Source organism: Pseudomonas sp. MYb60, from assembly GCF_002979555.1.
Classification (GTDB): domain Bacteria; phylum Pseudomonadota; class Gammaproteobacteria; order Pseudomonadales; family Pseudomonadaceae; genus Aquipseudomonas.
The window spans coordinates 1-11,964 of sequence record NZ_PCOZ01000037.1 but is presented as its reverse complement, the minus strand read 5'-3'; the positions used below and the strand labels follow the sequence as shown (position 1 = coordinate 11,964).

Here is an 11,964-nt window from a genome sequence, read left to right as displayed (position 1 = left end):
CCCCGATAGCGGTGGGTCAGCTACAAATCCAGTGACTGACACTCTGCCATCGGGGGCAAGCCCCCTCCCACATTTGACCGAGTTCAATCACACAATACCGGTCGGCTCTAAGGCCGCCGCGCTTTTGCTTTTGATCTGGGGCGCCCCGTCAAAAACGCTGGCCGGAGTGAGGGCACACCAAGCGCAGGCGAGGTGCCGAGTGTTGGGGCGAAGGCCTTTTGGTTACTTTTGGGCCTTTCCAAGAGTGACCCGCTGTAAGAGCGGAACCCTAAGCCGCCGTTACCGCAGCAATGGATATGTACACCAAAAAATAGCCATCAGGGGCAAGCCCCCTCCCACCTTTGAATCGCGCTCGACCAGAGATCTAGAGCGCTTCGATATCGATCAGTACGCTCTTGAAGCGCAAGTTGGCCTCAAACGCTTCCCGGCCCAAATCCTTGCCAATCCCGGAACGCTTATACCCTCCCGTCGGCAAAATATAGTCATTGCTTCGGCCATAACGATTGACCCACACCGTCCCCACTTCCAACCCACGCACCAGGCGCAAGGCGCGGTTGATGTCCGCCGTATGCACCCCCGCCGCCAGCCCATAGGTGTCATGCGCTGCCAGGCTCAGCGCCTCTTCCTCGGAATCGAACGGCTGCACCGTCAACACCGGCCCAAAGATCTCCTCACACACCGCCGGATTCGCATGATCTACCCCCGCCAGCAAGGTGGGCCGGTAATACGCCCCGCCCAGCCCGTCAAACAAGCCACCGCCACTCAACACCTCGGCACCGGCAGTCACGGAGCGCTGCACAATCGCGTCGATACGACTGGCCTGCAAGCGCGAAATGATCGGCGACAAGGTGCTCTCCGGTGCCCAGGTCGGCCCCGGTTTCAAGCCCTCGAAATAGCCCTGCAAGTGCTCAATGAACGGCGCCATGATCGACCGTTCGATCAGCAACCGCGAACCCGACACACACACCTGGCCCGCATTCCCGGTGATCGCCAGCGCGACCGTGCGTGCAGTCTTCGCAATGTCCGGTACATCGGCAAACACCAGTTGCGGGCTCTTGCCACCCAGTTCCAGGGTCACCGGTTTCGGGCCCACCAACGCACAGGTGGACATGATGCTGGAGCCCGTCGCGGTAGATCCGGTAAACGTCACCTTGCCGATACGCGGGTGGCGGCACAGCGCGTCGCCGGTCGTGCGGCCATCGCCCTGCACCACGTTGAAAATCCCCGCTGGAATGCCCGCTTGCAACGCCAGTTCGGCAAAACGCAGGCTGGAAAACGGCGTCAGCTCCGACGGTTTGAGTACCACCGCATTGCCGGCCGCGAGCGCCGGGGCAACTTTCCACGAGGCCATGCTCAACGGGAAATTCCAGGGCGCAATCGCCGCGATCACACCGTAGGGCTCGGCCATTTGCATGCCGAGGCGATCCGTCTGGGTCGCCGCCACGCTGCCGCCGTGCTTGTCCGCCAGTTCGGCAAAGAAGCGGATGCCTTCGGCAACATAAGGAATGTCCCAGGCGATCACATCTTTATGCGGACGGGTCGAACCCACGGCCTCCAGTGGCGCCAATATCGCCGCGTCCGCTTCGATCAAGTCGGCCCAGCGCCGCATCACTCGCGCCCGTTCACGCGGGGGGCGGCTGGCCCAGTCGCTCTGGGTAAACGCGTGCCAGGCATTGTTGACGGCTTCGTCCACCAGGTCGGCATCGGCGACGGGCAACTCGGCGTAGGCCGCGGCATCCGAGGGCCGCACCACTTCCAGGCCAGGGGCCGCGTCACGGTATTGGCCACCAATAAAATGGGCGCTGCGCACAGCGATAAGGCGAGGGTCGAAGCTGTCCATGGGGTACTCCAGAAAGGTCTCGGTGCGTGAAAAACGCAGGCCTCCATCGTAGAAAAAAACCCCTGGCATTTGCTGCTGACCTCAGGGTGCAATTAAGTAGTAACTGTGGTCTTGTGGCGTGCGGCATGGGGAATCTGCCGAATATCGGCAGCCCTCTTGCCAGCGTTTCGGGCAGGTGGGATACAGGCATTCTCGTGCTGCACACACATCGTTTTATGGAGGCTCGCCATGTCCCACCCCGCTTATGTCTACCGCCCGATGACGGAGGCCGACCTGCCCGCCGCCCATGCGCTGTCGGTGCAACTCAAATGGCCGCACCGCCTGGAAGACTGGGCGATGCTGCAACGGGTCAGCGACGGTTTCGTGGTCCTCGACGGTGAGCGGCTGATCGGCAGCGCCTTCACCTGCCCTCAGGGTGACTACGCCACTATTGGCCTGGTGATTGTCAGCAATGACTACCAGGGCCAGGGCATCGGCCGACGCTTGATGGAAAAAGCCCTCGCCGCCTGCGGAACGCGCACGCCTATGCTTAACGCCACGCTGGCCGGCGCGCCGTTGTATGAGAGCCAGGGCTTCGTCGAGTTCGGCCGGGTGCAACAGCACCAGGGCCAAGCGTTGGTGCCTGCGCTGCCGGAACTCGCCGCCGGTGAAACCTGCCGCCCGCTGCGCGCCGATGACCACAGCGCAGTGCTCGCCCTGGCCAAGGCTGCCAGTGGCCTGGACCGCCGCGACGTACTGCGTGATTTGCAGGTGGAACACGCCGTAGGCATCGAGCGCGACGGTCAGTTGCGCGGCTTTGCCCTGCTGCGTCCGTTCGGGCGTGGCCGCTGCATTGGCCCGGTGGTGGCCGAAAATATCAACCAGGCCAAGCACCTGATCGCCGTGTTGCTGGCCCAGGTGCCGGATGCCTTCGTGCGCATCGACATCCCCGTGGCCTGCGGCCTCAGCGACTGGCTGGAACAGGCCGGCCTGAAAAACATAGACACCGTCGCCCAAATGGCCCTGGGCACCCCGCCCCGTTCCAGCCAAGGCGTGTACCCGTTTGCGCTGATCACCCAGGCGATTGGCTGACTTTCCTTCCGGAGCATTTCCCATGTCATCACCCCAGATCCTGCTGTTGGCACGCGCCGACGGCAGCCGTGTTGCCACGTCCTTCAAACCGGCAGCCCTGAGTGCGCTGGACCCTTTCGGCGACACTCGCCAACTCGCCTGGCACGGCGATGACGGCGTATCCGCAGGCCTGGTGCAGTTCAGCGGCGAAGCCGAGAGCGACGCCTTCCCCCACAGCGAGACCTTGGTGGTGCACACCGGCCTCGTGGTGCTAAGAACCGCCAACCATACCCTCGAACTGGGCGTAGGCGACAGCGCGGTAATTGGCCGAGGCACCCGTCTGAGCGTACAGGCCAACACTGGCAGCGAATGGGCGTTCTGCGCCCTGGACCAGCCCGACGCGCCCGACCGCCCTGGCCTGACGCCGCTGCCCGCGCACACCTTGCTCAACCCATCCGCTGCACCTGAGCCGCAGATCCTGATCGGCCCGGCGCCACAGTGCCGTGCACTCAACCTGTTCGACGACGAGACCACCGAGTTGCGCGTGGGCCTTTGGGACTCAACCCCCTACGCCCGTCACGGCCGGCCGCACAAGTTGCATGAGTTGATGTACGTGATCGAAGGCCGCGTGACCCTCACGGATGATCAGGGCGGCGACATCGTGGTAAACACCGGCGACACGGTGTTCGTGGCCAAAGGCGCGCCCTGTGCGTGGAGCAGTTCGGTGTATGTGCGCAAGGTGTATGCGGTGAAATAAGCTTCAGATGTTTATGTTTTGCCGGATATTCCAACCAAACTTGACCGGCCCACCATCCTTGGCGCCGTCGGCTTTCTGTGGCTGATAGCTGACGTCGACGGTGCCCTATCTCTCGCAAGCGCCGAATGACGTCACGTTACGCAACTGGTTTTTTCCGGCATGCTTATCTGCGCGATGTCACAGTTGCCCAAGCCCACGTGTTTTATAGCCGCACTCATTGGGTCTGGATAAATGTAGAGATCTACTGCCTGTGCTTTTTAGCCTCGTTGCTTTCAATCATCTACAACCCTAATACGTACCTCTACTCCATGGCCCTGCTCGGTCCACTGATCGGCCTGTTCATCCTCAACAGCAGCCGCTGCCGCGAGATGCGCCACACGATGGTGCAAGTTCGCCGCAAACGCGAAGACATCATCGCCACCCTGAAAAAACAGGGCAAATGGAAAGGGTGGCAAACCTCCCTCACTGCCGCTGATAGCCCTCTGATGCATGAGGATCAAATGTAGGAGGGGGCCCCCTCCTACAGGTTGATCGGGGTGAATCAGCGGGTTCTGGCGGCGATGGCTTCGACTTCGATCAGGGCGCCGGGCAACGGCAGCGCGACCACCTGCAACGCCGTGCGCGCCGGTTTGTTCGGCTGCTCAGGCGTGCCGAAGAACTGCGTATACCCGGCCTGCAACCCGGCGAAATCCAGCTTGCCGCCGGTCTCTTCGGCGCCCACCAGAAATACGCGTAATTGCACGATATCCCCCAGGTCCAGGTCTTGCTGGCGCAGGATCTGACGGAGCTTGTTGAACACCGACACGGTCTGCACCTCGGTGTTGCCATAGGCCGCCGGCGTGCCCGCCGGGGCGTTGGCGTCGTGCAGGTCGGGCAAGGTGCCGCTGACGAAGATCAGGCTGGCAGAGGCCGGCACCGTGACCGTCTGCGAAATCGGGAAGTTGCCGACGCTGGTGCGTTGAATGCTGTCGCTCATGATGAATCTCCTTAAGACGCGGCCAGGGCCGCCACGTGATGGTGTTGGGTGACGCGCTCGGCCAGTTGCCCGACCACATGGCGTGCCGAGTTGGCCGCCGACTCCTGCCAGATGCCCACACCGCTCTGCACCAGGCCGTCGCCGGCGAAGTACACGCGGCCGTGGCCGGCCTCAAGCAAGGCGCTGGCATCGGCCGGAAAGTGCTCGCGTTGCAGCCATGGCCCTTCGCTGTAGGGGATCTGTTCCCAGGACACCGACAGCGGGTGGCGCAGGTGCTTTGAATAACCCGGATGCAGCAGTTCCACGGCCTCTTTGGAGATGGCGTACTGCTTGTCGAACGGTTGCGCGCCAAACACATCGGCGCCCTCCCCGGTCACATAACCCGCCACCAGCAGGCCTTCGCGGGTGTTGAGGTCGTTGCTCGGGTACCACAGCAGCCGCGCCGGGTGCTCGACCCACGACAGCCCGCCGTAGGTGCGGTAGTCGGTCTCCCAGAAACGCGGGGATTGCCACGCCACTTTGGTCGCCTGGTCACTGCGGGTGCTGAGCAGGGCGGCCTTGATCGGGTCGCTGAAATCGGTGTCGAGCTTCGCCAGCAAGGGCAACGGCAAGGTCGAGACCAAGTAGTCGGCACGCACCACGTGTTCGCGGCCACTGCGTTGGTCGTGATAGGTCACCGCCACGCCCTGTTCCAACTGGCGGATCTGCCGCACCTGGGCGCCCAGCTGCACGTGGTCGCGCACGCGAGCGTAGAAGGCATCGGTGATGCGGTCCATGCCGCCCACCGGCTGGAACATGGTCGCGGAAAACTCCGGGAATTCGGTGTGCAGCAACGCCCCCCACAACTCCGGGTGCAGCAGTTGGTCCAGCGACAGCGGGCTGCGGGCCGCCGGCAACGCGCCCGGGTGGGCCGGGGAGTCCAGGTGACCGGAACGGATGCTGCCTTCAAACGCCAGTTCCTGGGACAAGTCGCCGTACACCTGCAGGAACGCCAGCAAACGCGTGCGTTCTTCGCGACTCAACACATCGTCGAGGGCATCGCGCTGCACCGCTGTAGCGAGCAATCCGGACAGGTGCCCGCGCGCATCGTTGACCGCCTGGCCGACGCTGAACGCAGGCTTGGCGATATCCGGACGCACCTGGGCGCCGTGGCTGCTGTTGACCAGTACCTCCAACGGCACGCCCAGCTCACTGCAATAGTCGAGGATCGTGCGGTGCTGGCTGGGAATCCGCGCCGGCCCCGCGTTGAAATAGTGGTTTTGCTCAAACAACGCGGTTTGCGTGCGCCCGTCCTTGTAGTCCACGCGGTCGCCGTTACGGATCGTCCAGGTGCGCCCGCCGACCCGATCACGCGCCTCCAGCACCTGCACCTCGAAGCCGGCGCGGGTCAGCTCCAGCGCGGTGACCAGCCCGGCAATCCCGGCTCCCAGCACCAGCACGCGGGTGCCCTGCCCCAGGCCTTCAGGGAGTTTCAGGGGTTGCGGCCGGCGGTGCGACGAGGGCCCCAGGCCCAGTGCCGCCAGTGCATCCTTCACCGCAGCCTCGCCGCCGACCGCAGCGATACTCGACAACGCTTCACGTCGTGTCAGTCCCATGTTCAACGCTCCTTAATCCGGCAAGCCCGGTGGGTTGATCAGCGACGTGTCGACGCGCTCCACGTCCAGCCCCCAGCGCTGCAGCACCTGTTCGTATTGGCCACCGGCAATCGCGCTTTCCAGGGCGGTGTGGATCGGCTTGACCAGACCGTTGTCCTTGCGCGTGGTCACGGCGATGTCGGCCTGCAACGGCCAGCCGCCGTTGACGGTGCCGACACGCTTGATACCGCCGGTGATCGCGGCGGAATAGGCGTACACCGAGTTGGGCCCGAACAGCGCATCGCTGCGCCCGGACTGCACCGCCAGTTGCGCGGCGGCCTGGTCATCGAAGTACTGCAACAGCGCGGGCTTGATCCCGGCCTTTTCATTGGCCTCGTTCCAGGCCAGCAGGACTTTTTCCTGGTTGGTACCGGAGCCGACGATGATCTTCAGCCCGGCAATGTCCTTGGCCTCCTTGATCTCGCTGATCTTGCTGGCGCTCTTCACGTAGAAGCCGAGCACATCCTGGCGGTACGTGGCGAAGTCAAAGCGCTTCTTGCGCGCCTCGGTCACCGTGACGTTGCTGATCACCGCGTCGTACTTGCCCGAGGTCACGCCCAGGGGCCAGTCTTCCCAACTGGTCTGCACCACATTGAGTTGCAGGCCGAGGCTGTCGGCCACCAGTTGCGCGGTGTCGGCTTCGCTGCCGATGGTGGTCTTGTCGTCATTCGCCAGCAGCGCCAGGGGTGGCCCGGCCACGCCGGACACGGCCACCGTGAACTTGCCCGGCTGGGCGAACTTGAAGCCCGGCGGGATTTGCGCAATGGCGGCTTCGTTACGCGGTACGTGGATGCGCACGCGGTCGGGGCTGAGGTCGACCTGTTGCACGGCAAACGCGCTTTGTGCGGTGCTGACAGCCAGCGCCAGCAGGGCCACACGGGCAGTAGAAATAAACATGGGCAGTCACTCCTTGAACTAAAGCACCTTGCCGAGAAAGGCGGCGGTGCGGGGGTGTCGGGGTTGGCGGAAGATCTGTTCGGGCGGGCCCTCTTCGATGAGCTGGCCGTCGCAGAGGAACACAACGTGGTCGGCGACTTCCCGGGCAAAACCGATTTCGTGGGTGACGATCACCAGGGTCACGCCCAGTTCGGTCAGGCCCTTGATCACGTCGAGGACTTCGCCCACCAGTTCCGGGTCGAGGGCCGAGGTCGGCTCGTCGAACAGCAGCACCTTGGGGTCCAGGGCCAACGCACGGGCAATCGCCACACGCTGTTGCTGGCCGCCGGAGAGCTGGCGTGGAAAGGCGTCGGCCTTGTCGGCCAGGCCCACCTTGGCCAACAGTTCGGACGCCTTGGCCTGGGCGTCGGATTTGCTCCAGCGCTTGTGCGCCAGGGGCGCTTCGGCGATGTTTTCCCAGGCGCTCAGATGCGGGAACAGGTTGAAGTTCTGGAACACGAAACCGACGTCGATGCGGCGCTTGAGGATTTCGCGCTCTTTGAGTTCGTAGAGCAGATCACCCTTGCGCCGGTAGCCGACGTATTCACCGTCGATGGTGATGTGCCCGCTGTCGATCTTCTCCAGGTGGTTGATGGTGCGCAGCAAGGTCGACTTGCCCGAGCCGGAAGGCCCGAGAATCACCGTGACCTTGCCGGGATCGATGGTCAGGTCAATGTCCTTGAGCACCTGTTGGCTGCCAAAGCGCTTGCCCACGCCCTGGATTTGAATGCGACCGGCGCGGGCTTCACTCATGGGTTTTCTCCTTGAACCAGGCGCGGACCCGCTGCAACGGCGTAGGCGGCAACACCCGCGCGGTGCCACGGGCGAAGTGCCGCTCGACGTAGTACTGGGCGCTCGTGAGCACGGTGGTGATGATCAGGTACCAGACGGTGGCAACGATCAGCAGCGGGATCACTGCCTGGGTACGGTTGTAGATGACCTGCACGGTGTAGAACAGCTCCGGCAGCGCCAGCACGTAGACGATGGACGTGCCTTTGACCAGGCCGATGATTTCGTTGAAACCCGAGGGCAGGATCGAGCGCAGAGCCTGGGGCAGGATGATCCGGAACACCCGTCGCGACGCCGGCAAGCCGAGGGCGGCCGCCGCTTCGTGCTGGCCGGCATCGACGCCGATCAGGCCGCCGCGAATGATCTCCGCCGCGTACGCCGCCTGCATCAGGCTCAAGCCCAGCACGGCCACGGTGAACTGGCTGAGCACGTCCACGGTGGACCACTCGGCGAACACCACGTGGGTGAACGGCACGCCGAGCACGATGTGGTCGTACAGGTAGGCAAAGTTGTAAAGGATGATCAGCACCAACAGCGCCGGCATCGAGCGGAAGAACCAGATATAGCCCCAGGCGAGCGCCGCCAGCAGTGGCGAGCCCGACAGCCGCGCCAACGCCAGCGCGGTGCCGAGGATGATGCTGAACACGGTGCTCAACAGCGTCAGCAACAAGGTCTGGCCCAGGCCGCGCAGCACCGAGGGCGAGAAGAACCACTGGCCGAACACGCCCCACTCCCAGCGCGGGTTGGTGGCCAAAGAATGCACGATGGCAAGCAGCACCAGCGCGGCGAAGATCGATCCGGCCCAGCGCCAGGGGTGCCGCGCGGGCACCACTTGCAGGGCCTTGATCGGCGTGGAGACTCGGACCGGACGAACCGGGCTGGCCTCGTTGATCAGGTCATAGGATTTGGCGACGATGGGCATGGTCTTTTCCTCGCGGGTTGCGGCCTCAGAAGGCGTAAGTCAGCCGGGTGTAGTAGTAGCCGCCGGTAAAACCGAAGGGCGAATAGGTGCCGTAGCTGCTGAGCATGGTGCTGCTGGGCACGCCTTGTTTCTTGGGGTAGATGTCGAACAGGTTCTTGGCGCCGATGGCGACATTGAGGTCCTTGGTGAGGTTGTAGCCAAGGTCGAGGTCGGTGATCCATTTGGCGCTGTAGACGCGATCGAGGTTGCGGTCGGCGGAGACGTTGACCTCCTTGTAGGCGCCGTAGCGGGTCAGGGCCAGGTTGAGGTTGAAGCGGTCGATGCTCCAGTCGCCGCCGAGGATCAGCTTGGTGCTGGGCTGTACGCCGGTGATTAGGTTGCGGGCCTCACGATCCATCAGGTCGTAATTGGCACCGAGAATCGTGGTGGACGCCTTGTAGTTGAGGATCCTCGTCTGGTTCCAGTTGAACGCCGCAGTCCATTTGATCGCGCCGTACTGGCCGAGGTCCTGGCTGTAGTTGCTGACCAGGTCCACGCCCTTGGTGCGGGTGTCGGCACCGTTGATGAAGTACTGGCCGCCAGAGGTGGAGTTGACGCCGTTGTCTTGCAGCACCTGGGTGATCTCGGGGCCGAGCAAGGTGCCGGTGAGGGTGATGCGGTCACGCAGGTTGATCACGTAGGCATCGGCCGTGAAGCTCAGGCGGTCGGTGGGTGTGAGGGTGAAACCGAGGCTGAAGTTGGTCGAGCGCTCGGGCTTCAATTCTTCGGCACCCAGGGCCCTGGCCGCTGCTGAACCGACCGGCAGCACGCCATAGTTGATCGACTGGTACACGCCGTTGACCACGCCATAAGTGGTGGAGCGCGCACTGAACAGGCTGTTGGCCAGGGACGGCGCGCGAAAGCCGTTGCTGACCGTGGCGCGCACGGCGAATTGTGGGGTGAAGTCGTAGCGGGTGGTCAGCTTGCCGCTGCGGGTGGCGCCGACACCCTGGTTGTAGTGCTCGTAGCGAAACGCAGTGCCCACGTACCAGTCCGGCACCGGGTTGAAGCCCACGTCCACATAGCTGGCCAGGCTGTTGCGCGAGGCGCTGCTTTCTTCATCCGGCGAAATACCGTTGGTGACCTGCGCCCCGGAGGACGCGCAGTTGCCCGGCGCCACGCAGTAACCGCCATTGGCATAGGACGCGTAGTCGCCGGCCTGCACCTCGTAGGTATCGCGACGGTGCTCGAAGCCGTAGCTCAGGTCCAGGGGCTTTTGCAGGCCGATGTCAAAGCCGCGCTTGAAGTCGAGGTTGGTGGTCAGCTCGGTGGAAATCCACGTACCCGAGGTGAAGTGATTCGGCGTGGCTTCGCCCAGTGACGGGTTCTGGTTGTGGGTGGTGCCCTGCTCCGCTTCGTTGCGCCCGTAGGTAGTGGACAGGTCCCAGTCCCACTCGCCGACGGTGCCCTTGCCACCGAACGCGGCCTGGAAATCGTCCTCGTCGATGTACCAGGTGGGGGTGTAGCCAGCGGGGTAACCGTTGGGCCCGGTGGTGATGGTGTTGGTGATGGTCGGCAGACGGAAGTTCTGGCCCTGCTCGGCCTTGCGGCGTGAATAGGTGGTGAAGGAATACAGGCTGAAGCTGTCGTCGATCGGCAGCTCGGCGTTGTAGCCCAAGGTCAGCAGGTTGGTCTTCGGCGTGCCGTAGCCGCCGTAGGTGGAGCGCCCGGCTTGCTCGTATGCTTGGGAGTAGGTGTAACCGTTGGCGCTGGCCTTGTTGTCGTCGTTCTGACTGCGGGCATCGAGGGCCAGTTGTACGATGCCACCGTTGCCGATCTCGAAGCCCTTGTTGAGGCTTTGCTGCACGGTCTGCTTCTTGCCGTCGTAGCCCAGGCCGGCGTTGGTCACCGAGGTGCCGCTGGTGTCGGCCTTGAGGATCACATTGATCACCCCGGCGATGGCGTCGGAGCCGTACTGGGCGGCGGCGCCGTCGCGCAGCACTTCGACGTGGTCGATGGCGCTGATGGGGATCAGATCCAGGTCGGCTGGAGCCGCGCCGGTGTTGATCCCGTTGATGTTCAGGGTAGCGGCGGTGTGACGGCGCTTGCCGTTGACCAGCACCAACACCTCGGCGGCACTCAGGCCGCGCAGGTTCGGAGCGCGGGCGATGCCACTGGCGTCCCAACCGGTTTTTTCCGGCAGGGTCAGCGACGGGATCACTGCGCTCAAGGCTTCCATCAGGCCGGGCTTGCCGGTGCTCTGCAATTGCTTGGCGCTGACCACATCGATCGGCACCGGGCTGCTGGTGACGGTGCGCTGCTCGGCGCCGCGGTTGCCGGTGACGACCACGGTGGACAAGGTGCTGTCGTCCTGGGCCTGGGTGGTGCTGGACAAGATGGCCAGCGCCATTAAGGCGGTGGGTTTTAACGCTTGCTTCATAGGCTTGCCTGTCGTTCCAAATCGCGAAGTCGGGCGATCGCGCGGCGGGGCGCGGTGCTCGGATTTTTCGGGGGTGTTGCGGCGATTGGGTGCTAGGGCGAGTGCGGGGTGTGGATTGGCAACATACGTTGAATTCCCTTCCAACGATTCTGCGGCGGGTTTGATGACCCGGTTATGGGAGCAGAATCTGAATCACGATGGGTACCATCCGGGGTCAGGGGTAGGCTGTTGCGATCAAACATAACGGAATGGGTTTGGAAAATATAATGACGTTTTGGTCTAAGCTAATATTCTTGTAATTCATTATTTTCTTTGCTTGTTATTCATTTAAATAATGTTTTTTTGAGGTTTTTGATGAGGGGGCATATCCGTTTTTTGGGTGATGGCGGGTATTGGTTCCGCTCTTACAGCGGGTCACTTTTGGAAAAGAGCCCGGAATGCCGGCCCAGCCAAAAGTAACCAAAAGGGCTCTTGCCCCAACACTCGGCACCTCGCTCACGCTCGGTGTGCCCGTAATTCGCCATGGAGTTGGGGGGCCGCCGCCACGCGCCATCCATGGCGCGAGGCGGCTAACCCGGCGTCCTGCCGGGTTACCCCCCAACTCCATGCCGAATTCCGGCCAGCGTGTTTGACGGGGCGCT

The 11,964-nt window shown here is 63.3% G+C and carries 11 protein-coding genes and 1 pseudogene; 3 read left to right on the top strand and 9 right to left on the bottom strand.

The features are described from left to right. Nucleotides 1-364: 364 nt before the first annotated feature. Entirely contained in the window at nt 365-1,840 is a 1,476-nt protein-coding gene (locus CQ041_RS25980; RefSeq protein WP_105525250.1) for an aldehyde dehydrogenase, read from the bottom strand. 228 nt (nt 1,841-2,068) lie between these two features. Here CQ041_RS25980 and CQ041_RS25975 point away from each other — a divergent pair, with 228 nt between their 5' ends. Together CQ041_RS25975 and CQ041_RS25970 are read left to right on the top strand one after the other, a co-directional pair. Then, the gene (locus CQ041_RS25975; protein WP_105525249.1) at nt 2,069-2,911 is read left to right on the top strand and encodes a GNAT family N-acetyltransferase; all 843 of its coding nucleotides are present in this window, start codon (nt 2,069-2,071) and stop codon (nt 2,909-2,911) included. A gap of 22 nt (nt 2,912-2,933) precedes the next feature. Next, on the top strand, nt 2,934-3,647 hold the full coding sequence (locus tag CQ041_RS25970) for a cupin domain-containing protein (protein ID WP_105525248.1): 714 nt from the start codon (nt 2,934-2,936) through the stop codon (nt 3,645-3,647). Nucleotides 3,648-3,650: 3 nt separating this feature from the next. Here CQ041_RS25970 and CQ041_RS26440 read toward each other — a convergent pair. Beyond that, nucleotides 3,651-3,746 (bottom strand): annotated as a pseudogene (locus CQ041_RS26440) (type VI secretion system tube protein Hcp); the annotation flags it as partial. Nucleotides 3,747-3,772: 26 nt separating this feature from the next. Here CQ041_RS26440 and CQ041_RS26280 point away from each other — a divergent pair. Continuing rightward, complete coding sequence (locus tag CQ041_RS26280; protein ID WP_146116102.1) at nt 3,773-4,153, top strand: hypothetical protein; 381 nt, start codon at nt 3,773-3,775, stop codon at nt 4,151-4,153. Between the two features lie 35 nt (nt 4,154-4,188). On the opposite strand, the gene CQ041_RS25960 is transcribed toward CQ041_RS26280, so the two are convergent. The 7 genes from CQ041_RS25960 to CQ041_RS26475 form a co-directional block, all read right to left on the bottom strand. Next, nucleotides 4,189-4,623, bottom strand: a complete 435-nt coding sequence (locus tag CQ041_RS25960) for a RidA family protein (protein WP_105525246.1) — start codon at nt 4,621-4,623, stop codon at nt 4,189-4,191. 11 nt (nt 4,624-4,634) lie between these two features. Continuing rightward, nucleotides 4,635-6,218: an FAD-dependent oxidoreductase gene (locus CQ041_RS25955; RefSeq protein ID WP_105525245.1), complete on the bottom strand. Its 1,584-nt coding sequence runs from the start codon at nt 6,216-6,218 to the stop codon at nt 4,635-4,637. A 12-nt stretch (nt 6,219-6,230) separates the two neighbouring features. Next, nucleotides 6,231-7,154, bottom strand: a complete 924-nt coding sequence (locus CQ041_RS25950) for an ABC transporter substrate-binding protein (RefSeq protein ID WP_105525244.1) — start codon at nt 7,152-7,154, stop codon at nt 6,231-6,233. 18 nt (nt 7,155-7,172) lie between these two features. Then, nucleotides 7,173-7,946: an amino acid ABC transporter ATP-binding protein gene (locus tag CQ041_RS25945; protein ID WP_105525243.1), complete on the bottom strand. Its 774-nt coding sequence runs from the start codon at nt 7,944-7,946 to the stop codon at nt 7,173-7,175. After that, nucleotides 7,939-8,904 carry an amino acid ABC transporter permease gene (locus CQ041_RS25940; RefSeq protein ID WP_105525242.1) on the bottom strand — a complete coding sequence of 322 codons (966 nt, stop codon included), beginning with the start codon at nt 8,902-8,904 and terminating at the stop codon, nt 7,939-7,941. The genes CQ041_RS25945 and CQ041_RS25940 overlap by 8 nt, the downstream gene beginning before the upstream one ends. A gap of 25 nt (nt 8,905-8,929) precedes the next feature. Then, a complete protein-coding gene (locus CQ041_RS25935; RefSeq protein WP_105525241.1) occupies nt 8,930-11,323 on the bottom strand; it encodes a TonB-dependent siderophore receptor in 2,394 nt (797 codons plus the stop codon). A 319-nt stretch (nt 11,324-11,642) separates the two neighbouring features. Then, the coding region (locus CQ041_RS26475) for a hypothetical protein (RefSeq protein WP_218276523.1) at nt 11,643-11,964 on the bottom strand (322 nt) is incomplete at its 5' end.